The organism is Vibrio sp. 661 (assembly GCF_033339315.1).
GTDB classification, from domain to species: domain Bacteria; phylum Pseudomonadota; class Gammaproteobacteria; order Enterobacterales; family Vibrionaceae; genus Vibrio; species Vibrio alginolyticus.
Map to the genome: position 1 here is coordinate 538,982 of NZ_JAWOUJ010000001.1, position 24,129 is coordinate 563,110.

General features: G+C 43.6%; 19 protein-coding genes. 6 read left to right on the forward strand and 13 right to left on the reverse strand.

Features of this window, described 5'->3' with window-relative positions; all coding sequences use genetic code 11:
* Positions 1-140: 140 nt before the first annotated feature.
* Positions 141-1,259, reverse strand: coding sequence for a maltose/maltodextrin ABC transporter ATP-binding protein MalK (gene malK, locus R7P69_RS02485; RefSeq protein ID WP_005375271.1), 1,119 nt, complete (start codon positions 1,257-1,259; stop codon positions 141-143).
* Positions 1,260-1,931: 672 nt separating this feature from the next.
* Here malK and malE point away from each other — a divergent pair.
* From malE to malG, 3 genes are all read left to right on the forward strand, one after another.
* Complete coding sequence (gene malE / locus R7P69_RS02490; RefSeq protein ID WP_005375272.1) at positions 1,932-3,110, forward strand: maltose/maltodextrin ABC transporter substrate-binding protein MalE; 1,179 nt, start codon at positions 1,932-1,934, stop codon at positions 3,108-3,110.
* Positions 3,111-3,189: 79 nt separating this feature from the next.
* Entirely contained in the window at positions 3,190-4,764 is a 1,575-nt protein-coding gene (malF, locus tag R7P69_RS02495) for a maltose ABC transporter permease MalF (RefSeq protein WP_005375273.1), read from the forward strand.
* A gap of 12 nt (positions 4,765-4,776) precedes the next feature.
* Positions 4,777-5,667, forward strand: coding sequence for a maltose ABC transporter permease MalG (malG, locus tag R7P69_RS02500; RefSeq protein ID WP_005375275.1), 891 nt, complete (start codon positions 4,777-4,779; stop codon positions 5,665-5,667).
* A 367-nt stretch (positions 5,668-6,034) separates the two neighbouring features.
* Here malG and R7P69_RS02505 read toward each other — a convergent pair whose 3' ends face one another.
* From R7P69_RS02505 to R7P69_RS02515, 3 genes are all read right to left on the reverse strand, one after another.
* A complete protein-coding gene (locus R7P69_RS02505; RefSeq protein WP_005375277.1) occupies positions 6,035-6,280 on the reverse strand; it encodes a hypothetical protein in 246 nt (81 codons plus the stop codon).
* 171 nt (positions 6,281-6,451) lie between these two features.
* Positions 6,452-6,937 carry an acyl-CoA thioesterase gene (locus tag R7P69_RS02510; RefSeq protein WP_005375279.1) on the reverse strand — a complete coding sequence of 162 codons (486 nt, stop codon included), beginning with the start codon at positions 6,935-6,937 and terminating at the stop codon, positions 6,452-6,454.
* A 145-nt stretch (positions 6,938-7,082) separates the two neighbouring features.
* Positions 7,083-7,988, reverse strand: coding sequence for a DMT family transporter (locus tag R7P69_RS02515; protein WP_054574462.1), 906 nt, complete (start codon positions 7,986-7,988; stop codon positions 7,083-7,085).
* A 98-nt stretch (positions 7,989-8,086) separates the two neighbouring features.
* Here R7P69_RS02515 and R7P69_RS02520 point away from each other — a divergent pair, with 98 nt between their 5' ends.
* Positions 8,087-8,875, forward strand: a complete 789-nt coding sequence (locus R7P69_RS02520) for an AraC family transcriptional regulator (protein ID WP_047101782.1) — start codon at positions 8,087-8,089, stop codon at positions 8,873-8,875.
* A 203-nt stretch (positions 8,876-9,078) separates the two neighbouring features.
* On the opposite strand, the gene R7P69_RS02525 is transcribed toward R7P69_RS02520, so the two are convergent.
* The 7 genes from R7P69_RS02525 to R7P69_RS02555 form a co-directional block, all read right to left on the reverse strand.
* Complete coding sequence (locus R7P69_RS02525) at positions 9,079-10,770, reverse strand: ABC transporter ATP-binding protein (protein WP_033906768.1); 1,692 nt, start codon at positions 10,768-10,770, stop codon at positions 9,079-9,081.
* Positions 10,767-12,377: an ATP-binding cassette domain-containing protein gene (locus R7P69_RS02530; protein WP_005375287.1), complete on the reverse strand. Its 1,611-nt coding sequence runs from the start codon at positions 12,375-12,377 to the stop codon at positions 10,767-10,769. The genes R7P69_RS02525 and R7P69_RS02530 overlap by 4 nt, the downstream gene beginning before the upstream one ends.
* Before the next feature lie 264 nt (positions 12,378-12,641).
* Positions 12,642-14,822 (reverse strand): TonB-dependent receptor, encoded by a 2,181-nt coding sequence (locus tag R7P69_RS02535; RefSeq protein WP_132936315.1) that lies wholly within the window; start codon positions 14,820-14,822, stop codon positions 12,642-12,644.
* Between the two features lie 94 nt (positions 14,823-14,916).
* A complete protein-coding gene (locus tag R7P69_RS02540; RefSeq protein ID WP_054701806.1) occupies positions 14,917-15,885 on the reverse strand; it encodes a siderophore ABC transporter substrate-binding protein in 969 nt (322 codons plus the stop codon).
* 53 nt (positions 15,886-15,938) lie between these two features.
* The gene (locus R7P69_RS02545) at positions 15,939-16,892 is read right to left on the reverse strand and encodes an iron chelate uptake ABC transporter family permease subunit (protein ID WP_275269524.1); all 954 of its coding nucleotides are present in this window, start codon (positions 16,890-16,892) and stop codon (positions 15,939-15,941) included.
* Complete coding sequence (locus tag R7P69_RS02550; RefSeq protein WP_033906772.1) at positions 16,889-17,833, reverse strand: ABC transporter permease; 945 nt, start codon at positions 17,831-17,833, stop codon at positions 16,889-16,891. Before R7P69_RS02550 ends, R7P69_RS02545 begins: the two co-directional genes overlap by 4 nt.
* A 761-nt stretch (positions 17,834-18,594) precedes the next feature.
* Complete coding sequence (locus tag R7P69_RS02555) at positions 18,595-19,515, reverse strand: M14 family metallocarboxypeptidase (RefSeq protein WP_238952515.1); 921 nt, start codon at positions 19,513-19,515, stop codon at positions 18,595-18,597.
* A 172-nt stretch (positions 19,516-19,687) separates the two neighbouring features.
* Here R7P69_RS02555 and R7P69_RS02560 point away from each other — a divergent pair, with 172 nt between their 5' ends.
* Positions 19,688-20,593 (forward strand): DUF808 domain-containing protein, encoded by a 906-nt coding sequence (locus tag R7P69_RS02560; protein ID WP_062730918.1) that lies wholly within the window; start codon positions 19,688-19,690, stop codon positions 20,591-20,593.
* Positions 20,594-20,688: 95 nt separating this feature from the next.
* On the opposite strand, the gene pyrC is transcribed toward R7P69_RS02560, so the two are convergent.
* Complete coding sequence (gene pyrC, locus R7P69_RS02565) at positions 20,689-21,717, reverse strand: dihydroorotase (RefSeq protein ID WP_238952517.1); 1,029 nt, start codon at positions 21,715-21,717, stop codon at positions 20,689-20,691.
* 155 nt (positions 21,718-21,872) lie between these two features.
* The gene (locus R7P69_RS02570; protein ID WP_005375297.1) at positions 21,873-22,037 is read right to left on the reverse strand and encodes a YqaE/Pmp3 family membrane protein; all 165 of its coding nucleotides are present in this window, start codon (positions 22,035-22,037) and stop codon (positions 21,873-21,875) included.
* 267 nt (positions 22,038-22,304) lie between these two features.
* Here R7P69_RS02570 and R7P69_RS02575 point away from each other — a divergent pair, with 267 nt between their 5' ends.
* The gene (locus R7P69_RS02575) at positions 22,305-24,122 is read left to right on the forward strand and encodes a hybrid-cluster NAD(P)-dependent oxidoreductase (protein WP_054574459.1); all 1,818 of its coding nucleotides are present in this window, start codon (positions 22,305-22,307) and stop codon (positions 24,120-24,122) included.
* The last annotated feature ends 7 nt before the right edge of the window (positions 24,123-24,129 follow it).

A 24,129-nucleotide genomic window follows, 5' to 3' on the forward strand; every position in this document is an offset into this window, starting at 1 on the left:
CAATGGTTTATGTGAGGTTAGAAGAAACGGGTGATTTGATTCGTTAACGATTAATGATTTAGTATCGAATTGCTGATATTTATTAAGATAAAAAAATCCCTCTCAAGTGAGAGGGATTTTTTTGAGTAAGGACGAATGAACTATTCGACTTCTACGCCGTTTTCTTTGTATAGGCGGCGGCATGCGCGACCATCACTGTGGAACAGGTGACAACGATGAGCTGGAATACCGATCTCGATTTTATCGCCAGTGTCGACTGCAAGCGTGTCAGGCTGACGGAAAATAACGTCGGCGTCCGCGCCTTCTAGATTTAGGTATACTTGAGTTTCGTTACCTAGCTTCTCAACAATCATCACTTCACCGTGAATACTTGCATCAGCTTCAGAAGCGGATAATAGGTGCTCAGGGCGAATGCCTAAAGACATTCGGTCGCCGCGGTTAACTGTTGTACCATCCACCGGAATCCAGAAAGATACGCCGTTAGATAGTTGAACTTTGACGCGCTCTGCTTCTACTTCATCAATGAATACGCTCATGAAGTTCATTTTCGGAGAACCGATAAAGCCAGCTACAAAGCGGTTTTGTGGGTAATGGTAAAGCTCAAGCGGCTTACCAACTTGCGATACATAACCGCCGTCTAGTACAACGATTTTATCTGCCATTGTCATCGCTTCTACCTGATCGTGCGTTACGTAGATCATGGTACAACCAAGTTGGCGTTGTAGCTTCGTAATTTGTGCACGCATGTTTACACGCAGTGCCGCATCCAAGTTTGATAGTGGCTCGTCTAGAAGGAATACATTTGGCTGCGATACCAATGTTCGGCCAATCGCCACACGTTGACGCTGTCCACCAGAAAGTGCTTTTGGTTGGCGCTCAAGCAAGTGGCCTAGTTGTAGGATTTCTGCTGCTTGTTCAACACGCTTGTCGATTTCTGCTTTGTCTGCTTTTGCTAGTTTCAAGCCAAATGACATGTTGTCATATAAGTTAAGGTGCGGGTAAAGAGCGTAAGACTGGAATACCATACCAACACCACGTTTGGATGGTTCGACGTCATTCATGCGCTGGTCACCAATATACAAATCACCTGAAGTAATGTCTTCAAGACCGGCAATACAACGTAAAAGGGTAGATTTACCACAACCTGATGGACCTACGAAAACAACAAATTCACCTTCGTTGATTGTTAGGTCTACGTTCTTAGAAATCAGTACGTCGCCATACGCTTTACAAACATTTTTTAACGTGACACTCGCCATGTAGCTCGTCCTCGATCAATTTTTTATTATTCACCGCTCATCATTATATGAATTATCTAGCGAGCAGTAACAGTAGGAATCGGTAAGTTCTTGCGGTTGGTAAGAAAAGTAGGGTAGCACTTCAATAAAATGTCCTGAATAGAAGTGCTACCCATCATAGCCAAGTACGAGTTTCTCTCCCCCACATTATTCGTATTGTCTCCCCCGTGAAATAATTACCACAAACAACACTAATAATGACATTCCACTCGTCTGGCAATGCAAAACCAGCAAATCTTTTTCCTAATACGTAGGCACTGCTGGGAAAGGGTTCTTACCATCCACTCTTGGATGACTGCAGTTTCTAAGATTGTGCGTAGTGCGACATCCTCCTAATAGAAATAATTGTAGGGGGAGTAGAAAGGGAGGAGTAAAAAAGGAGGAGGAAGAAAGCAGTTGGTCGGAAATCACATTATTGCACCACCTAAAGTTGAAACCGATCACAGGAACTATCCATTTTGTGATTTGAGTCTCTTACCCTTGGCGATTTAGATCACGAAAATACGTCATAATTGTAAGGGCGTAGGGATTAGGAGGATGAGACATATTGGATTATTTCAGATGATATATGTCGAAATACGGCTGAACCTCAATGGACTAGCCCTACATCAAAAATATAAAAAGGATACGAACATGAAAAAGTTAAGCGCTGTAGCACTAGGTACTCTTGTTGCTTTGGGTTCTTTTGGTGCTAATGCTGCCATCGAAGAAGGACAACTTACTATCTGGATCAACGGTGATAAAGGCTACAACGGCCTTGCTGAAGTTGGTAAGAAATTTGAAGAAGACACAGGCATTAAAGTGACTGTGGCTCACCCAGATGGCCTTCAAGACAAATTCCCTCAAACTGCAGCGACTGGCGACGGTCCTGATATCGTATTCTGGGCTCACGACCGTTTCGGTGGTTACGCAGAAGCTGGCCTGCTAGCAGAAATTAAACCTTCTAAGAATATTCAAGAAGGTATCGTTGATTTCGCTTGGGATGCAGTACGTTACGACGGCAAATTGATCGGCTATCCAGTTGCGGTTGAGTCTCTATCTCTAATCTACAACAAAGACCTAGTTCCAAACCCACCAAAGTCTTGGGAAGAGGTTGCAGCATTAGATGCAAAACTTAAAAAAGACGGCAAGTCTGCAATCATGTGGAACCTAAAAGAACCGTACTTCACTTGGCCACTAATGGCGGCTGATGGCGGCTACGCGTTCAAATACACTTCTGAAGGTTACGATGTTAAAGACGCTGGTATCGCGAAAGAAGGCGTTAAAGACGCAATGAGCTTCGTAAAAGGCTTAGTTGATAAAGGCGTAATCTCTGCGGATATGGATTACTCAGTGTCTGAGTCTGCGTTCAACCAAGGCAAAACAGCGATGACGATCAACGGTCCATGGTCTTGGGGCAACATTGAGAAGTCTGGCGTTAACTACGGCGTGACTACGCTACCTAAGTTCCAAGGTCAATCTTCTAAGCCATTCGTTGGTGTTCTAACGGCTGGTATCAGCACTGCGTCTCCAAACAAAGATCTAGCAGTTGAGTTCATTGAGAACTACCTACTAACAAACGATGGCCTACGTATGGTTAACAACGATAAGCCTCTAGGTGCGGTAGCACTTAACTCGTTCCAACGTGAGCTAGATTCAGATACTCGTATCGCAGCAACAATGGACAATGCGATGAACGGCGAAATCATGCCAAATATCCCTCAAATGAACGCATTCTGGGGTGCGGCTAAGAACGCAATCATCAACGTAGTTGACGGTCGTCAAACTGTCGATGCAGCTCTTGCAGATGCAGAAAAACAAATGACTAAATAATTAAGTAAGACCTTTTTAAGGAGGAGGCAACTCCTCCTTACTTTTCTATATTTATTCTATATTCGCTAGCAGGTTCCCTATGCAGTCAGTTCAAGGTACAAATGCTATGACAGCACCAGAAGCCAGCCTTCCGAGCAGCAAAAAAGTGTTCATGAAATGGTCACTTTTAGGCACAGTCGGCATCATCAATGGCTACGCAACAATCCTTATGTATTCTCGCGGTGAGATTGCGTTTGCACTACTTACGCTCATTCTTACCGCTTTAGCGTTGTTCATCTTTGGTAGCAAAAAGACGTACGCACACCGTTACATCTACCCTGGTATAGCAGGGATGATCCTTTTCATTCTTTTTCCTTTGGCGTACACCATAGGTTTGGCGTTTACCAACTATAGCGCGAAGAACCAACTCTCTTTTGATCGCGCTCAGAACGTACTTTTGGACCGAACTTACCAAAGTGGTGATAGCTACCCGTTCACTTTGTATAAAACGGAGCAAGGCCATCAACTTGTGGTTGAAAAAGATGGTGAGCTACTTGCAAGCCCGACTTTTCAGCTTGATAACCTTTCAGCATCGGAGTTTGATCTTTCACCAATTGAAGAAGTAACGGGTGAAAAAGAATCAATCAAGGCGATTGTTAAGAACCGCAGTGCGTTGAGCAGTGTCGATTTACATTTGCCAAGTGGTGATGATATCCGCATGAGTGGGCTGCGCAAATTTGCTGCAGTTGTACCTTTGTACACATTGCAAGAAGATGGTGAAACGCTTTACAACAACCGGACTGAAGAAACGCTACGTCCAAATATGGAAGTAGGTTACTACCAGCCTGTCGATGAAAACGGTCAATTTGTTGGCAGCACAGTGTCACCAGGTTTCGTGGTGAACATTGGTACCCACAACTTTGAGCGTGTTTGGAAAGATGATGGTATCAAAGAGCCGTTTATCAGTATCTTTATCTGGACCATTGTTTTCTCTGCGCTAACCGTATTGTTTACGCTTGTTATTGGTCTTGTCCTTGCCAGTGTGGTTCAGTGGGAAGCACTTAAAGGTCGCTCAGTTTACCGTTTGTTGCTAATCCTGCCTTATGCAGTTCCGGCGTTTATTTCTATCTTGATCTTTAAAGGTTTGTTTAACCAAAGCTTTGGTGAGATCAACATGTTGTTGGAAGGCTTGTTCGGCATTAGCCCGGCTTGGTTCTCTGACCCGTTCATGGCGAAAACCATGATCTTAATTGTGAACACTTGGCTTGGTTTCCCTTACATGATGATTTTGTGTATGGGCTTACTAAAAGCGATTCCAGACGATTTATATGAAGCATCAGCAATTGATGGTGCGAACTTTGTCACGAACTTCACACGTATCACACTACCAATGATGTTGAAGCCGTTAACACCATTGTTGATCGCGAGTTTTGCATTTAACTTCAACAACTTCGTACTTATCCAGTTGTTGACTGGCGGTGGTCCAAACATGATTGGTACATCAGAGCCTGCGGGTTACACCGACCTGCTAGTAAGTTACACCTACCGAATCGCATTCGAAGGTGCTGGTGGTCAAGACTTCGGTCTAGCAAGTGCAGTAGCAACGCTTATCTTCCTATTGGTTGGCGCATTGGCACTTATCAACCTACGCGTAACTAAAGTAGCTCAGGACTAAGGAGAAATTACAATGGCAATGGTACAAGGTAAGTCATTAAAGTATCGTGTTTGGGCTACTCATATTGCAATGTGGGCATTCTTGGCACTGATTATTTTCCCTTTACTGATGATCATCGCGATTTCATTCCGTGAAGGTAACTTTGCAACGGGTAGCCTGATCCCAGACAACCCAACACTTGATCACTGGAAATTGGCATTAGGTTTCTCGGTGACTAATCCAGACGGTACAGTTACACCGCCACCATTCCCAGTAATGACATGGCTGTGGAACTCGGTAAAAGTGGGTGGTATTTCTGCAATCCTAATCGTGGCGCTATCAACCACATCGGCTTACGCGTTTGCTCGTATGAAGTTCAAAGGTAAGAACACCATTCTTAAAGCGATGATGATCTTCCAGATGTTCCCTGCGGTGTTGGCACTGGTTGCTCTGTACGCGTTGTTCGACAAACTGGGTCAGTACATTCCTTTCCTTGGTCTGAACACGCATGGCGGTCTGATCTTCGCTTACTTAGGCGGTATCGCACTGCACGTTTGGACCATTAAAGGCTACTTCGAAAGTATTGACTCGTCTCTAGAAGAAGCAGCGGCTCTTGATGGTGCTACACCATGGCAAGCATTCCGTTTGGTATTGCTGCCACTGTCTGTGCCAATCCTAGCGGTAGTCTTCATATTGTCGTTCATCATGGTAATTGGTGAAGTTCCTGTAGCGTCACTACTGCTTTCTGATGTAGACTCGTACACACTTGCAGTGGGTATGCAGCAATACCTATATCCACAAAACTACTTGTGGGGTGACTTTGCCGCAGCTGCTGTACTTTCAGCAGTGCCAATCACTGCCGTATTCTTACTTGCGCAGCGCTGGTTGGTTGGTGGTCTAACCGCTGGTGGTGTGAAAGGATAATCTCTTGTGGTCTGAGATTGATAAGAATAACTAGAAAAGGGCGACCACATGGTCGCCCTTATACTTAGCACGGATATTACAATTTTGGTTTGGCCGCCGATCAGTAATATCTTGGCTTTTATTGGCGTTACGCATAGCTGGCTGTTAGCTTAGTTCCTTACGATTCAATCACTAACAGTTTTTGTAACCATAACCTGAGTTTAGACTCAGGTTTTTTTATGCCTGTTAAAGGCAATTTTGCAATAAGTAGATAGAGATTAGCGGCTTTGCAATGGATTACACAGGGCTTGAATAATGCCCTGCGTAGCACTTCACATAAATAACTAGAGCTTAGTAAAAAGCTAAATTGAGGTAGGGAAGGAAGAGATTAAAACTCTCGGCTGGAAGGTGCGCATCCAACGTATTGAAGCAGCGTGTACAAACTTTCTTGCTGCAGTGCGACGCGACGAAATAGATTAGCAAAGGTAACGTCACCGCCAAAGCAAGTTTGAATGTAATGATTAATTTCTGTTTCGTTATACCCCTCGACGTACATAGTTCTCACCCACTGGTACTCGACCGCTTTTAAATTGGTCAACGTCTCTTCACTTAAGGTCGTTTCTTTTAGTCTCAAGATCCAAACTCTATCCAACTCTAAAATAATGGATGGATTTAAGCAAAGCTAGGTGAAGGATTTATGACAGATAAGGGCGAGCGTGAAACAAATGGCGAAACCATGATGTTGCTCCACACTCTGGGTCTAGGTAACGTTGAGGTACTTAATAGCGTTCTTAACGGATGCCAGTTACTTGAGATATTTAACGTGTGCTTCCATTTCTTCCCCAATCTCTTTACGCATGTTCATAAGACGGATAGCGGATTGCTCTAAGGCTTTGTCTTCATCTGACTCTGGAATCCATTTCGGTACATCGGTTGGTTTTCCGTTTTCATCTACAGCAACCATGATAACGATACAGTGAGTGGTGAGTCTGTTTTTCATTTGCTTTGGATCACTAGCTTGCACGTCAATCGCAATGTGCATTGAGCTTCGTCCGGTATAAATGACTTTCGCGCTAACTTCGACTAAGTTGCCGACATGAATCGGCGCAACAAACCGAATGCCGCCAGCATATGCGGTAATGCAATATTTACCACTCCACGCTGCAGAGCAGGCGTACGCTGCCAAGTCGATCCATTTCATTACGGCGCCGCCGTGCACTTTTCCGCCAAAATTTACGTCGCTGGGTTCTGCTAAAAAGCGAAGGGTAATGTCTCTTTGACCACTGCTCATCTGTCTTTCCTTGATGGGTTATTGTTTTCCCAATTTAGCAGCAAGATGAATTTTCGGGAATAGCGAATGAAACAAAATTTTAACTTTTATTCGAACGCTGGAAGTGACAAGCCACAGCGTAGTTCTGTGGCTTGGGGTGTAGATGTTAATTGGCGGTAGAGGCAATCTCAGAATTGGATAATGGTTTTCTCTGTCTTACTTTTACTTGCGACAGGATAACGCCAGAGATGACTAACAACCCACCAATAATGTGGTAAGCGTAAATTTTCTCACCAATTAGTGTTGAAGCAAGTATGACGGAAACCACAGGCATTAGGTTCATGAACATAGCACTTGAATCAGCACCAATTGAATCAATCGCTTTGACCCACATCAGCGGCGCGAAAATGGAAGCAGCAATACCAGCATAAGCGATTAATGGTAGCGCATCTTGGCTTGGTAACAGTTGCTCACTAGAGAGCCAAAGTGGTGTGAGCATCAAAACAGAAAAGAAGCCCTGCATGTAAACCAGAGTTAAACTACTGAATGGCATTTTCCAGCGTTTTAGCAGAACACAATAAGCCGCGTATACCATGGCAGCAACGAGCATTAAGCTGTCACCTTGCGTTAAGTCTTGATGTAAAAAGTAAGTGATATCACCGTGACCAAGCATAAATGCCAAGCCGCCGAGCGAAATGACACCACCGACGATACTTAACATTGATATAGATTTACCGAGCAATGGGACACTTAAAAACACACTGATCAAAGGAACTAAAGAGGTGATCAGGGCCATATTAGAGGCCGTTGTTGTTAAACCGGCATAGTATCCAAGTGACTGGTTGAGAACCATACCAAGTAACGCAAGAAACGCCAACTTAGCTAAGTAAGGTCGAATAATGTGTCGTTGTTTGATGATTGCAGGCAGGCAAAATGGCGTTAGGAGTACCATTGCGACAAACCAACGGTAGAAACTCATCGCACTTGGTTCAATGGCGCTCGCAGCCATCTTGTTCACAATTGAGTTACCACCCCAAATCATAACGGTGAAAAACGGAAGTAAATAAATCATGAGAACCCTATAGCACAATTATTGATGGCGCTAGTCTGGCAGGTCTTTATAATAAAAAGTATCTCTTAAAAGACATCGTAAGCGATAGGAAGACAATTTTGAAAAAGAGCGCCAGAAATCTTCACCCCTCCTTATCAATCGATCGTGCGCCATCAGATGTATTTATGAATTTCGAAGCGTTTCTCTCTAATACAGAAACACGAATTCATAGCCACCCTTGGGGGCAAGTGCAACTGATCAGCGGTGGGATTCTGGAGATGGATGCAGAAGACACAAGATTTCTAGCACCTCCACATCTTGCTATTTGGGTTCCCGCCGGAGTTCGTCACACTAGCTACAACCGTAAGCCAATCGAATATTGTTCTTTGAACATTGCCCCTGAATTGACGGCGCATTTTCCAACTAAAACGAGCTTGATCAAAGTGACTCCAATCGTGTCATCTATTATTGAGGACTTTCGTCAGCGAGACATTAACGTGGCGCAAACTGATGAAGACAAGCGCTTGGTACAAGTGTTATTGGACCAGCTTGCAAAGCAAGAAGTCGAACATCACTTTTTACCGACTACCGACAATAAGTATCTTGAACCGATTTTAAAAGCAGTAGAAGAATCGCCGACGGATGAGATCAGTTTGGCGGAGTGGGCGGCAAAAGTGCATACCACAGAACGCACGTTAGCGAGACATTGCCAGAGTGAGTTGGGCATGAGCTTTACTGAGTGGCGCTTACGTGTGCGATATTTACATTCTATGGAGTTGCTGCGTAAAGGGCAGACCGTAAAAGAAGTCGCTCTGACGTTAGGTTATAACCAAGCTAGCCCTTTTATCGCGATGTTCAAGAAATACTCCGGCATGACACCGGAGCAATACAAGAATCGATTGTTGTAAAAGTGTAGAGTCTATTTTAAAAAAATTGACAATGCGCTGTATGATGACCGACTCGAAAAGCTGATGGTATTGGAAAGACTTACGTCTATCTTGTGTCAGATTGAGTCAGAATTATAACCTTGAGAATTCGCTTTATTATTATTGCTTTACAACATGCCTGTAAGATTCTTTAGATGATACAATGTGCTAAAGTGACAAAAAACTCAATTGACACCGCTTAGATTTAAGTATTGATTGTTATTAGTTTCTTCAGCCGCCAATTTGTCCCTACTTTTCAAGGAAGTAGAGTTGTACTGTGCAACTATAACTCTTCTACCCTCAATCGTGAGTTCCAATGTGGGTGACCATATATTCTGATCGCGATGCGTCACAATAATCACGGTCGAGTTCAATGTTTGAATATGTTGAGCAATACTTTTTTCGGTTGCTTCGTCTAATGCTGCCGTCGCTTCGTCGAAAATGAGGATTGGCGCCTTTTTAATGAGAGCTCGCGCAATTGCGACTCTCTGTCTTTCACCTCCTGACAACCCTGAGCCTCTTTGTCCTACTGTTTGATGTATTCCTTTAGGAGATGAGTCAATAAGTTTGTCCAATTGTGCGTGTCTTGCAAAGCTCTCAACTTCATAATCACTTGCATTGGGATTACCTAACCGAATGTTATCCGCCAATGTGCCAGTAAAAATGACCGGTTCTTGAGCAACATAGGCTATATGCTGGGTGAGCACGTCATAAGGGATATTCTTTAGATCTATCCCTCCGAGCGAAATAAGACCTTGGTCAGGATCATCAAACCTTAGAAACAGGCCCAGTAAAGTGCTTTTGCCACTGCCACTGACTCCATTGATGACGACGGTATCACCTTGTTTGATCTCCGTGCTAGCATCTTCAAAGAGATCTAAATGGCCCACAAGGTTCAGTTCGAACTTATGGTTTTTGGGGGAGGTTGCAAATTGAGGATTAGGCTCAGGCAGAACAGGGACATTCGTTAACTGAGCGTAATTTTTAATTGAGGATTTTACGTCGTTAATCGCAAAGCCTGCCAACGCGAGTTCACCCAAAGGTGCAGCTGCACGGGTAATCAATATCAATAAAGCCAAGACTAATAAGGGTTGAGTAATCGGCTCTAAGACGAGATAGATGGCGATACCTGCAAGGGGTAAAATCGTTGCCAATCCTGATACTAAGGTTGCGATAGAAGCGTTACGATTAATAGTTGAATGAGCTTCTTCTTGTGCGTGCCAACTCTGTTCAATACGCTCGATTGAGCGCTCAGGCCCCGCTGTTGAGCGAAGTAACTCAAGGTGATCTATGAGCTCAAGTGTTGATTTAGTCGCTTGAAGCTCTGCGTCATGTCGGTCGCTATCTGAGCGACTTAGGTATCTTTGCGCCTTGTACTGAACGAGCAGTGCAACTAGTAACAATACGGCACTGAGTAGTGCAATTTCACCTCCTCCAACGACCCCAATACCGATAATTAAAAATATGGGTAACATTGGAGCGTGTAAAAATGTTTGTAGCTGATGAGCAGGAATGGCCATAAAGCCAGGTATTCCTCGTTCTGCTAGTTGAGTGAGCTGAGTTCTATGCTGATCATTAAACCAAGCTAACTTTGCTTTACTGAGCGAATGACCTACTGATGAATAAAGATCCCCAGCCAGTTTCGCACCAGAGAGAAATCCAGAACGAGTTACAATAACGGTAACTATCACAGTTAGAACAGCAGCTATTATGACGTTCAATGGTGAAGCTTGTTCGACAATAGATATTGCAAGAAATGTGTAAGCCGTTGCCTCAAATAATGCAACTAGTCCCCAACCTATAGCGACTCGATATAGACGGTGCTTTGCACTTTGTGGAATTGTCGAATTGGAATAGAGGGTATTGTGAGCCGTCATACTTCTTCATCCTGTCGTTGAGCCTTTCTGTTGAGCATCAATGTAGTGTCTGCAAGTTTCGCGAGTTCTGAGTCGTGAGTAATTATGATCAATATCTTGTCTTGTGTTTTCGCAAACTTCGCGAGATTTCTGATCACAGTGAAGGCCGTATTTTTATCGAGAGCACTGGTTGGTTCATCCAGTAATAGAACGTTGGCTTGAGTTAGAAATGTGTTAGCTATTGCGACACGTTGTTGCTCGCCTCCTGAAAGCACGCTTGCATCAGAATTGAGGTCAATCTTTAATTGAGCTTGTTGCAAAGCTTGGTTCAGCTCGTCGTCACTTGAACTTGGCGTTGATAGTTTCAAATTCTGCCTAATGGTAGTTTTGAGTACACCGATATCTTGGGGTACATAGCGTATGGCGGAGTATCGGGATATCTCAGAGAGTTTAGACAGTTGATTGCCTCCTAAGGTAACGAAGCCTGAAAGAGGTGTTTCTTGACCTGCTAATAGACGTAGTAACGTACTTTTGCCTGCTCCGCTAGGCCCCATGATGGCTGTAAATGAACCCCGTGGGAAGTAGTGGGAGAAGTTATCAATAATATTAACAGTTCCATTAGCCACTACGATATTTGATGCTTGTAGTGATAGCGGTTTTTCTCCCGCGCTCAAACTGCCACTTTCTATTTGTGGTTGCTGTAAAAAGTCGCTGATGTTCTTTGCAGCATTCTTTCCTGCGTTAACGTAGTCCAATCCATGGCCAAGCTTCAGTGCGGGTGATACGACGGCCAAACCAAAAAAGAATAGCGACGCCATTGCCACGGGACTTAATTCATAGCCAATGGTATAGGCCATTGCGAAAGTCGAAACCGCTTGAAGTAATGCGGTAGCAATTGCTGCTGGAAGGGCAACGCTACCAACCCATTTCACTATGCCGTGAGTAAAGCGTCTTGTGGCATCATTATAGCTGTCGAGTGCTCCTGCTTGCGTGCCGTAAATTCGATTTACTCGGATACCTCTTGTGTAGTCGTTTACTGCGGTAACGATATCACCCATTATTGTCATGCGCTCTTTGCCATGTTTAGCGGCGAACCTAGGTAAAAAGAGTAGGTAGTACAATGATGCAATTAGACCAGGGAGCAGAGTAAGCATCGCTACCGGACCTGTGAGATTCAACATGATAAAAATAGAAGTTGCGGGTACGACAATGAATGTCACGAGTTCTGAAGGCAAATGCGCAACCATGTGGTGAAGCGTGCTGATGTCTTCGGAAACTATGCGACGCAGTTGATTATCACCATATTGAGAGATGGTCTTGCTTGGCAAGCGCGTCAAGTGCTGAGCAACTTGGCGACGTAATCGAGTGGAAAACTGCGACTCGGCATCATGAACTAACCACGAGCCCACTGATGAGGCAAGTGCGCTAGCCGCCCAAAGTCCTATGGCACCGTAAATCCATTGGTTTGCAAATTTATCGATAAGGTTTATCAAGCATAGCAGTGCACCAACTTTTGCCACAGCGGCAAGTGCTTCACAAAACGTTCCCAAAGCAAGCTTCTTAATCGATGGCTTTAAGGCTGGCATTAAGCTAGGCGTAACGTAATGTTGGCTGATTTTACTTATCATATTGTCACCTTATCTAGCCTATCAAGCGAAAATAAGGAGAACGTGGTAGAGCATATTGAGCTCTTATCGTTTTTCATATAAAGCCTATGGAAGTGGACGTTGATGGATTATGTTTTGAATTAACTTTGGCCGTAGGTGTTGCGAGCTCTTTGTCTGCTTGAATGTTGAAGATGAGTACTTCCTTTGATTTGTTGTGAATTTTCATGAACAGCCAAATGGGAGTAAGTCCCCCTTAGAAGGCAGGCTAAAGGGGAGGTGGAGGGATTAGAAATCCGCAGTAGCTGACAGCATCACTGTACGTGGTGCGCCAAGAGCTAGGTCCGCATAGTGGGTGGTTGTCCAGTAATCTTCATCCAGTACATTGTTTACGCTAAGGCGCCAAACCACGCTTGTTTCAGCAATTTTTGAGTTGTAGCGTGCGCCAAGATCAAGAATAGTCTGTGCAGGTAATGCCTGAGTGTTTTGTGCATCAATGTATTGTTCAGACATATAGTTCGCTTGGCCGATAAGCGTGAGATCACGCATCGCAGGGAGGTTCCATTCTAATGCGAGTTTAGCTTGTAAATCGGGTAGCTTAGTTGCTTGTTTCCCCTCCTCTGTCACATCTGTTGCTTTTGTAATCTCTGCATCTGTATAGGCGATACCACCGATGAGTGTATAGTCCTTTGATAGTGTGCCGTAGAACCCCCATTCAATACCGCGATTGCGCTGTTCACCACCGAAAGAAAAAATGTTGGTATCCGGATCTTGGTACCCATTTGGCTTTTTAATCTCAAATAAACTGAACGTATGAGCAAAGCCGTCCAGGTCAAGCTTCACGCCTGCTTCAGTCTGTTTGGTTTTTTGGGGTTCAAAAGCCTCTCCTGCGTTTGCAGCGCTAGAGCCTGCTGTTTTCCCATTCGTTAAGCCTTCGGTGTAGTTACCATAAAGCGAAACTGAGCTCGAAACTTTGTATAATGCTGCAAGTGCGGGAGTGTAAGTACTTTCCTTAAACTTGGTGGTAGGAAGCGACATTCCGTTCATTATTATTCCAGATTCATAATCAATGCTCTGGTAACGCAAGCCGAGCGTGATTTGGTATTTCCCATCAACAAAAGATAACGTATCGGCAATGCCATAGCTGACCTGAGTTGAATCGATAGGTAAACCATAGTAGTTGTCGTAAACTGAATTTTCTGGTCCCCAAACAGGATCATAAATATTCGAGTTCCAAGGGGCTGGATTATTATTACCTGTTGGAGAATCATTTTTATCTTCTCTAAAGTAAGTACTATTCAGTACAAGGTGGTGTTCTACTGGGCCAGTGTCAAAGTTGCTACGAACACCTATCTCACCTGAAGTCCGTTTGTTCTCAAGCTTAACTGATCCGAGAGATACCTCTAGGTTACCCTCGTTATCGATGATTTTGATTCGTTGCGGTACATTTGAATGAAAATCTGTACGGCTACCACCCAATGCGCTGTACACAGTTACAGAGTCACTAACGCTTAGCTCCCCGCGAATCATCATCCCTTTATCTTCGCTATCATTGTAGGCCCAACTTGGCGTCAATAATGTGTCAGATAGAGGAGGTGATGGGATTTTGAGACCAGAAGCGATGCTTAACCCACGGTTTGCACCTTCAACTCGCTCTGTACTGTAGTAAAAATCTGCTTCAAGGAAAGCAATGTCATTACGCCAATCAAGGCTTAATGATGCAAGTTGAGTTTTGTTGCTTTGGTTGTTTATCGCGGTGTCTCCATCTTTAAATGCACCGTTGAAACGAATACCAAATTCTTCATTTGTACCAAAGCGACGTCCAATATCGATATGTCCTCCGAATTGAGTGTCCGATAAGTAGCTGCCGGTGAAAGATGTGATTGGTGTTTCTTGTGCTCTTTTTGTCACTAAGTTGATGGTGCCACCAACAGATCCATTCGGTGGCATACCGTTGAGCAAAGAAGCAGGACCTTTAAGTACATCAATACGTTGATACATTTCAGGAGAGGTTCGGTAATAAGGAGCGATACCATACAATCCATTAAGCATAACGTCGCTAATGTCTGAGTTGAAACCTCTTATTTTGAAACTTTCTTTGTTTAAGCCGGTTTCACCGCTGGTGAAAACAGAGGGATCAGAAGCTGAGATTACATCTGAGATATCGCGTGCTTGTTGGTCTTGAATGTGTTTTTCTGTGTATCCAATCGTATTGAAAGGCGTTTCCATGAAGTTTTTGTCGCCAAGCATTCCTATATTACTCGCGTGAGAAACTTTGCCAGCGGCATAAACTCTGTTTGCTTCACCATAAACTGTCATTGATTCATCTACGACTTCTTCAGCTTGAGCGATACTAATTGGTACGACAAAAGTACTAAATTGAAGTGAAATAAAGAGGGCGATATGACATGGGCTTGGTTTGTTTTTCTGTGAAGAGTCCATCGCTATCTGATGATAGTCATGAGTCATTATAGATTCCTTTTCTTTGTTTGGGCTAGCTCACATCCGTTCTGACGTCGATTGAGTGTTGAATTACTTAAGATCCAACTCATTGTTATTAGATTTAGCTTTGGTAACCTTTTAGGATGTCTTCAATTATGATTTTCAGAGATGTGATGCTTGCTGAAGTGATGTACCAAGCATCGGCATCAACAAAAACGACGTTGTCGTTTTTCCATGCTTTGGTTTGACGGAGTAGTGGGTTTGCTAAGTGTTCCGCATCAATGACAGGCTTTCCTTCCATTACTGCTGTTCGATCAATGATGTAAAGAATGTCTGGATCAGCTTGGCTAATGAACTCGCTAGAAATTGGCTGACCATGCAAACCTGTCTCCACTTTTTCACTCGCTGGTTTTACCCCCAGAACATCGAAAACGAAGCCATAACGAGACTCAACGCCAAATGAGCTGAAAGCACCATTGTTATGCATGACAACCAAAGCTTTTTCAGAACGCTCTTTCGTAACAGCGCGCACTTCTGCGACTTTTGCATCGATTTCGGCAACTTTCTGTTGGGCTAGCTCCTGCTTTTCAAAGATCTCACCAAGCTCTACAAGGTGTTTCTTAATGGTATCGACGTGATGGTCACGACTATTACGGTAGTTGATGTCAAAATGTAAAGTCGGAGCGAGTTGAGAGAGTTCTTCATACTGATTAGCATGTAGCGGAGTCATCAATACGAGATCTGGTTTTAGGGCATAGATCTTTTCCATATTAGGCTGAACTATCGCACCAAGATCCGCTATCTCAGGTGTGTCTTTGTATTTCGCTAGAAAGTGAGGAACAAAGTCTTTCACCATTCCTGAGATTGGAACATTTAGCTGATCTAAAAAGTCCACTTCGTTCATATCTAATGCTGCCACTCGTTGAGGGCGATGAGAAATAGTAGTTGCTCCGAGATTGTGTTCAATCACGATGAGCTTTTCTAATGGCTGAGTATCTTCAATTTTAGTTATTTCCGGCTCGCAACCTGATAAGGTTCCTAGAGCGCAGCAAGCAAGCGCGATGCTCAAACGTAGGGGGCTCTTAAACATGGGGTATTTCCTTTTTGTCAGTGAGTTGTCTTTAAACAGGCGAGTAACAGTTTTCATATTTGGCTTCTTGTTCTTATCGTGATGGCTAGGAAATATCCCCCACAAAGGACATTCACCAAAATAGAGACGGTGGTTTTAAAGTTAAATAAGTGCTCTACCAGAAGTTGACCAGACAAGAACATGACAATTGCAATAGCACAAGCAACGAGCAATATGTGTCTGTAGTTCGGTGCGCTAGTAACGGAATAAGCAATATTGGCAATAAAAATTCCCATAAAAGCCGTTGGGCCAATCAAGCTCGTCGAAATTGCTACTAAAATGGCGATTACAGCAAAGAACTTTGGTACATATTGCTTATCATTTAGTCCTAATGACATCGCTTGGTCTCGACCTAGACCTATCACATCTAGCTCGCGTGACCATCTGTTAGCAAAGAGTGCCAAAACGCTTAACGCAATACTGGAAAAAAGTAACGTAGAAGGTTTCGCTCGCTCAAACGAGGTATAGCTGAACCCTTGAAGGATAGAGAATTCTCCAGGGCTTATTCTGAGCTGGATAAATTGAGCAAGAGTTGTCAGCACCATTGTCAAAACAAAGCCAATCAGCAGAACTTGGTGCATGTCATGTTTAAATCTATTGAGTACCCAAGATTGAATCGCTAAGGAATACAACAGAATGAGTATTGCAGAGACAGCGAAATTACCGACAACACCTAATGTAGCAATGCCAGAAGTGCCCCCTAGTAATAAGAGTAGGGTTTGCCAAACCAGATAAACCGACTCATATCCCATAATGGATGGCGTAAGAATACGATTACCAGCTAAAGCTTGGAAAATAACAGCAGAGATGGCCACGCAGCTGCCCCCAATAACTATGGCACCAAGTTTAATCAGCCTCTTAGGGATGACGTAATCAAAATCCCACCCAGAGCTTGTAAAGATAAAGGCGATAGACAGTATGCAAACGAGTATAATGCTCACTCGCATGTTTGAGTAATGTGATCTCATACTCGTGCTCCTTTCAAAAGAAACACAAGAAACATGACTCCCCCGATAGCACTGGCTGTTAATCCAATTGGGACTTCAAAAGGAAAGGCAACAACTCTGCCTATGACATCGCAAAAAATAAGTAACGAAGCGCCGCCTAGTGCAACGATTGGTAGGGTGTTTTTAAGGTGATCGCCATATTTTAGTGCGACTAGGTTAGGTATGACTAAACCGATAAAATGAATGGCACCTACGGTCACCACTGTTATAGCAACTGTCACGGAAACTAGCATTAGACCCAAGGCGGCAGTGAACGCAATATTAATTCCTAAGTTGGACGCAACATCTTCGCCCATTCCCATCACAGTAAACTTATGTGCATATAAGTAAGTCAGTAGGGTGATGGGTAAAATCAAGAAAATTATTTCATAGTGTTCTTGGACCACTTTGGAGAAATCTCCCATTAACCAACCGGACATACTCTGTAAGATGTTGTTTTGATAAGCATAAAACTCCGCTATAGCACTTAGTACACTACCAAACATAAGCCCAATCACAGGTATTAACGCAGAGTTACTGAATTTAATTTTTCGTACGATGGCAATGTAGATAAGGCCAGCGGCGAAGCAAAATAGTACGGCGAAGAGCATACGTTCAAGCTTGTCTGAGGATGGAAGCATGACGATAGATACCAAAATACCGAGCTTTGCCGCATCGATACCGCCTGTGGTGCCCGGCTCAACAAAACGATTTCTAACAATATGTTGAAGAATAACACCACATATTGCGAGACCAGATCCGGTAAGAATTAGTGCGATTAGCCTTGGTAATCTGCTAGCAGTAATCGGTAGCCAAGCTTTGTCATCCATGGTCAGCAATAACGACCAATCTAGTTGGTTTGCGCCGACGAAAATTGAAGTTAAGCACAGTATAAAAAACAGGCTTACTACGTGAATACTCATACAGAATCTGCCCCAAAATAAAGTGAGTTTCTCTTAACTTATGACTTGGGGATGGAATACGAATAATGAATATCTATTCGCATATAGGTTCTAAATTCCAACAAAACATAACCAAGTTATTTTTTATAAACATTAAGGTCACAATCCAGCCCTCAAAGTATCACTAGGCCATACCTAAAAATTCAACGTGCTGATTTAGCTTTAAAACTGGATTAACTAGCAAAAGAAAAGTGCCGCTTTCAATGCAAAGAGAAAGAGGTTCTCGATTTAAAATTAAAATACAAATGATAATTATTTTCATTGTATATTTGTTTTTTCGGTTAAGCAATGAGGTTCATATATGTTTCTCTAAAAAGATCAATCGCGTATAAAAAACAAGGCAATGGCTAATGCATGTGCTTTTGGGTAAGTGATTAAAAAATAAAGCCAAAGAGCATTAAGCTTTCTTATTGTTTAAGGATGTTTTTCGCTTCAGAAGCTCGTTGGTTGAGGTTTGATTTAAATGGTATGACGATAGTTTGTTCAGGAAGAGGAGTTAGTAGTGACGATGATGTCTAGATGTCGTTTGTATTTTAGGATTTATTAGATACCGCATTAAAATAGCGTCATAAAGTCGTGATGCTTCGCATCTTCAGTGTTAGCGATGTTAATGCGGTAATTTCTAATAAACTAGCGGATTAATGTCTCAACTTGCTTTCGGAGCAAAGTAAAGCTGATTCACAATTCAAAGACATCGTCAGTTGCTTTATTGTTAACCTGTGTTATTCGAGCTTACTTAGTACGTAATTCAAACCACCAACTACGGCTGCAACTTGCGCATCGTTGCATTCTTCGTCGGTCACCGTTGGGCTGTCTGGGTACACTTCCGTTGTCGTGCTGTAAACGCAATTTGTTACGCCGCCACACAGGCCCAGTTTTACCATTGGGTAGTTGATAACGCCAAACTGTACGACGGGTGAACCGATGATTTCGCCGTTTTCATCTGCTGGTGCAATGTGAGTCACTTTTGCAACTGACTCAATGACCGCTTTTTGGAAGTCAGGCTGAGGGTTTTCACTATCTCCCACCGTGTAAAAGCCATCTGGGATCATACCTTCAATGTACTCAATACCATCACGAGCAGCTAAGGCTGGACGGAACTCAGTTTCGTCAGAATCTGTCGTTTCATGTAGATCAATGTGCATTAACACATCGCCTAAAGTTGCAACTAGCTTTATGAGGTTAGCGGATTCTTCGGCAGGACTATCCTTATAGAAAGAGCGGTTTGGATCAATCGCGTTTGGATTCCAGCGGTTGATCACCTCGTAACCCCAAGGGCTTACGCAGGGGGCAACGACAATATTGAAATGCTCTGCATAGCGCTCTGCTTCCGTTTCTACAAACTTTAATGCGCCATGTACACCGCTGGTTTCGTAACCGTGCACGCCGCCTGTGACCAACACAACAGGTTTAGTTGAATCCCAATTGCGTGTTTTGATACAAAACAGAGGGAAGCGTGCCTCGTTGTATGAGAGCGCACCATATTGTTCAACATCAAAATGCCCGCGTAGGGCATCGATTTTACTGACGACTTCATCTTGGTAGCTACGTTTTACTTCTTGCGTTGCTAACCAAGCTTTACGTTCTTCTTCGGTCCAAGGTTGGCCAGGAGTACCGATCGGGTAAATGTATCCACTTTTCATCTATACTTTTTCTTTTGACTGCTGAAAGGTATCACAAGACTAGACCCGTCTTATCGTTACGGCAATATAAAACACCATTTGGGGTGGTATTCTTTGCAAAATCATCACTTTGATGAGTGATTCATTGGTGTTACATTTTGTTACTTACTCAATTTCATATAAGAGACCAAAAATGGCTGGAGCAAGTTTACTCACACTGTTGGACGATATTGCCACGGTGCTTGATGATGTCGCCTTAATGTCAAAAATGGCGGCAAAGAAAACCGCAGGTGTGTTGGGAGATGATCTAGCGTTAAACGCTCAACAAGTGTCTGGTGTTGCATCTGAGCGAGAGATTCCAGTAGTTTGGGCGGTTGCAAAAGGCTCATTCAAAAATAAATTGATTTTAGTTCCTTCAGCTTTACTTATTAGCGCGATTATTCCATGGCTTATCATGCCATTATTGCTAATTGGCGGCTTATTTCTCTGCTTTGAAGGGGCAGAGAAAGTACTTGAGAAAGTGTTTCCTCACTCGCATCCGCACGAAGAAAAAGAGGAGCTAGTTAATACTGGCGAGTCGATAGAAGAGTATGAAAGGCGTAAAGTTTCTGGTGCAATTCGAACAGACTTTATCCTTTCAGCAGAAATCATCGTGATTGCGTTAGGTACCGTGACAGGAGCCAGTCTTGTTACGCAAATTTTAGTTGTCAGTTTAATTGCAGTGATTATGACGGTTGGGGTTTATGGACTAGTCGCTGGGATTGTGAAGCTAGATGATTTAGGCCTTTACCTTGAAAGTCGCTCAAACGGTAAAGGTTGGGTGGCGAAAGTCGGAGGGGCCTTGGTCGCTTTTGCACCAAAGTTGATGAAGTTGTTAACCATTGTAGGAACTGCTGCGATGTTTTTGGTGGGTGGAGGAATTGTGGTGCACAACGTGCCAGCCATTCATCACTTTGTAGAGCCGATTATTATGAACTTTAGTGGCCATTCGGTTGCTACAGCCATTTTGCCTATTTTATTGAACGGTATTATCGGCTTTGTGGCAGGGTTAGTTGTGGTTGCGGTATGGACGATGGTTGAAAAGCTTCGTGGTCAATAATCACATCTAAAACATGAGACGATAGTAACAAGGGTCATGACTTCTTTTTACAAAAAGCATGACCCTGTTTTATAGGTGAAACGTCAGTAAAGTACTTACTTCACTTTCCACTCGATCTGTTCATTTGCTCGAATAGGCACAACGATATCATTGCCAAATGGCATCGTTTCTGGCACATCCCAAGCGGATTTTTCTAACGTTACTGTATCTGTGTTACGTGCAATGCCGTAAAAATCAGGACCGTTGAAGCTTGCGAAAGCTTCCAAGTTTTCCAACTTGCCTTCTTTTTCGAAGACTTCTGCATAAAGCTCTAGCGCAGCGTGTGCAGTGTAAGAACCAGCACAACCGCAAGCCGATTCTTTTGCCCCTTTCGCATGTGGCGCTGAGTCTGTACCTAGGAAAAACTTCTTGCTACCACTAGTTGCTGCTTCGATCAGCGCTTGCTGGTGGGTTCCGCGCTTAAGAATTGGCAAACAGTAGAAATGAGGTTTAATACCACCCACAAGCATGTGGTTACGGTTGAAAAGAAGGTGGTGGGCAGTGATGGTAGCCGCTACGTTGTCTGAGGCATTGTTAACGAAGTTTGCTGCGTCGGCGGTGGTGATATGTTCTAGTACGATTTTAAGATTAGGGAAATCATTGACGATAGGAGCGAGGACGGTATCAAGGAATTCTTTTTCTCGGTCGAATATATCAACATCGTGATGTGTTACCTCCCCATGAACCAAAAGTAACATTCCTACTTCTTCCATTGCTTCTAAAACGTGATAAATGTTTTTCGCATTGGTCACACCGGAATCTGAGTTTGTGGTAGCGCCTGCAGGATAAAGCTTGGCAGCAACAATGTTTCCGGTGGCTTTAGCCTTACGTACTTCGTCTGGTGTCGTGTTATCTGTAAGGTAAAGCGCCATTAAAGGCTCAAACTGCTCGCCATGTTGCTCTTTGAGAATTCGGTCACGGTAGGCTAGGGCGAGCTCAGTTGTAGTAACAGGTGGGACGGTATTTGGCATAATCAGCGCACGGCCATTGTAGCGGCTGATGTCGCGAACGGTGTCTTTAAGAACTTCCCCATCGCGTAAGTGAACGTGCCAGTCGTCAGGACGAGTGATAGTCAGTGTTGTCATTAATTGCTCCCACCATTGAAAAGTTGTCTGATTGGAGCCTAAGCGCCGTATTTGCTTTTGAGCAAACGCTTGCGCTTAGGCGACAGGATGATAGAGGAATTGCCCTCATATTTCATCCCATTTTTCAATTTTATAAAGAGTGAGAGTGTAAGTGGTTACTTCATTGTTAACCAAAGCGCGTGGATCGTACCTGGTAGAAAGAAGAAACACGTCAATATTAGATTAATCAAAAAGTCCTTATTTAGACCTTTCTCCATAAACACCGCGACAGGCGGAAGAAAGATACATAACAAAATCAGAACCAGTTTTCTTGTATCCATAATTAAGCTCCAAATCGATAAATGGGAGTAGTGATAACTTGGGTGAATTATGTGTGTCGTATCACACTTTATCAAACGGTATTTGGTCAGAACGGTGTTAAAAAACGCGAATATTGAGTGTAGTAAATACTTGTCACTAAAACCAAATTTATAAGAATATGGTTTCGAGAAAGTTGAAATGGATGAAGAGGCAGCAGACTCTGCAACTTAATGTGATTTGAGTATACAATACCGCAACAAATAAAAAACACCCGTAGGAAGAAGGCTATGTCGCAACCCGTTTTATCCCAAATTAATGTTTTTCCGGTTAAGTCAGTTGGCGGATTATCGCTGTCGTCCGTATGGGTTGAGAAGCAAGGATTGAGCTTCGATCGTCGCTTTATGATTGCGAAAGCTGATGGCTCGATGATCACTGCGCGAAAGTATCCGCAAATGGTAACCATTAAGTCTGCCTTATTGTCCGATGGAGTGGTGTTTAGTAGTTTGGGTATGGAGCCACTTAAAATCCGTTACCAAGATTTCAAAATGCAGGAGACACCTGCAACGGTTTGGAAAGATACGTTTACTGCCTATACCACGACAGATGATGCAGATGACTGGTTTAGTCGTGTGTTGGGGCAGCGCGTTGAGTTGTTGTTTAGTGGTGAGCAATCGAATCGTGTCCGTGAAAAGCTAGGTCAAAACGTCAGTTTTGCTGATGGTTATCCGGTTTTAGTGATCAGCCAAGCTTCACTTGATGAGCTGAACCGAAGAAGTTCAGAGCTACACTCAATGGATCAGTTTCGTACTAACTTAGTTGTCTCTGATACTAAGCCATTTGAAGAAGATTCATGGAAGCGCATACGAATCGGTGAGGTAGAGTTTGAGTCTCTCAAACCTTGCGAGCGCTGTATCCTGACTACGGTGAATACCCAAAGAGGCACATTCCGTGAGAGCAAAGAGCCGCTCAAAACCTTGCAACAGTTCCGTGCAAACGATGTCGGTGGTGTGTTCTTTGGCCAGAATCTTGTCGCGCGAAATGAAGGCATTATTCGTCAAGGCGATAAAGTTGAAGTATTGGAGTACAAAGAGCCGGAGTTTTACGCAGATAACTCGCCAGTGCGCATGAAGCTTACATGTGTTGAGCGTGAAGAAATTGCCCAAGACTTTGTGACCTTATGGTTAGAGCCAAACAAAGGTTCGTTGCCTAATTACTTGCCAGGACAACACCTGCCAATAGAGGTGAATATTGATGGTAAGAAAGTGGGTCGACGCTATACCTTATCATCCAGTCCTTCTCGCCCGGGTCGTTATGCTATTTCTGTAAAGCGTATCGCGGGTGGAAGAGTCTCTAACTCACTCTTAGACAACTTACAAGTCGGTGATGTTTTAGAGGCAGAACAACCTGACGGTCAGTTCCACCTTAAAACGCATGAAGCGCAGCCTCTGCTGTTACTCTCTGCGGGTAGCGGAGTAACACCAATGTTATCAATGGTGCGTTACTTAGCGGATCACAATCAGTTGGATAATGTGGTTTTCTACCATCAATGTCGCACCGAGAATGATATTCCTTGTCGCTCAGAGTTGGAGCAGTTAAAGCGTGAGCACCCAGGGCTAGAAGTAAAAGTCTGTTTAACGCAACCTGCTGTTGATTGGTTTGGTTTGAAAGGGCGTTTAAGTTTGTCACACATTAAGCAAATCAAAGATGTTGAACAGCGGCAGGTGTTTGTGTGTGGCCCGGATGGCTTTATGGATAAAGCAAAAAGTCTTCTACTAAGAAAAGGGCTGCCAGAGGAAAACTACCATCAAGAAGCGTTTGGAGTTTCTTCTCTTACGTCAAAGCCAGAGAAGAGTCTCGCTATTGACTTTAATGGAACTAAATTCGTAGGCAACAACCAAAAAACGTTGTTAGATCAGCTCGAAGATGCTGGGAAGGTCATCAGCAATAGCTGTCGTGCAGGCTTATGTGGTGCCTGTAAAGTTCAGCTTACGTCGGGTCAAGTACATCATCCGGACGTGCCCGCGTTGACTGATGAGGAACGTGCAATGGGAACCGTATTGGCGTGTTGTGCTGTGCCAGAGACGGACGTAACAGTAACCAACTAGGCGAGAG

Coding starts and splice junctions, on each gene's coding strand:
- malE (WP_005375272.1), top strand. CDS start 1,932: ATGAAAAAGTTAAGCGCTGTAGCACTAGGTACTCTTGTTGCTTTGGGT.
- pyrC (WP_238952517.1), bottom strand. CDS start 21,717: ATGACAACACTGACTATCACTCGTCCTGACGACTGGCACGTTCACTTA.
- R7P69_RS02510 (WP_005375279.1), bottom strand. CDS start 6,937: ATGAGCAGTGGTCAAAGAGACATTACCCTTCGCTTTTTAGCAGAACCC.
- R7P69_RS02550 (WP_033906772.1), bottom strand. CDS start 17,833: ATGAGTATTCACGTAGTAAGCCTGTTTTTTATACTGTGCTTAACTTCA.
- malK (WP_005375271.1), bottom strand. CDS start 1,259: ATGGCGAGTGTCACGTTAAAAAATGTTTGTAAAGCGTATGGCGACGTA.
- R7P69_RS02575 (WP_054574459.1), top strand. CDS start 22,305: ATGTCGCAACCCGTTTTATCCCAAATTAATGTTTTTCCGGTTAAGTCA.
- R7P69_RS02555 (WP_238952515.1), bottom strand. CDS start 19,515: ATGAAAAGTGGATACATTTACCCGATCGGTACTCCTGGCCAACCTTGG.
- R7P69_RS02545 (WP_275269524.1), bottom strand. CDS start 16,892: ATGAGATCACATTACTCAAACATGCGAGTGAGCATTATACTCGTTTGC.
- malG (WP_005375275.1), top strand. CDS start 4,777: ATGGCAATGGTACAAGGTAAGTCATTAAAGTATCGTGTTTGGGCTACT.
- R7P69_RS02540 (WP_054701806.1), bottom strand. CDS start 15,885: ATGTTTAAGAGCCCCCTACGTTTGAGCATCGCGCTTGCTTGCTGCGCT.
- R7P69_RS02525 (WP_033906768.1), bottom strand. CDS start 10,770: ATGACGGCTCACAATACCCTCTATTCCAATTCGACAATTCCACAAAGT.
- R7P69_RS02560 (WP_062730918.1), top strand. CDS start 19,688: ATGGCTGGAGCAAGTTTACTCACACTGTTGGACGATATTGCCACGGTG.
- R7P69_RS02530 (WP_005375287.1), bottom strand. CDS start 12,377: ATGATAAGTAAAATCAGCCAACATTACGTTACGCCTAGCTTAATGCCA.
- R7P69_RS02570 (WP_005375297.1), bottom strand. CDS start 22,037: ATGGATACAAGAAAACTGGTTCTGATTTTGTTATGTATCTTTCTTCCG.
- R7P69_RS02515 (WP_054574462.1), bottom strand. CDS start 7,988: ATGATTTATTTACTTCCGTTTTTCACCGTTATGATTTGGGGTGGTAAC.
- R7P69_RS02535 (WP_132936315.1), bottom strand. CDS start 14,822: ATGACTCATGACTATCATCAGATAGCGATGGACTCTTCACAGAAAAAC.
- malF (WP_005375273.1), top strand. CDS start 3,190: ATGCAGTCAGTTCAAGGTACAAATGCTATGACAGCACCAGAAGCCAGC.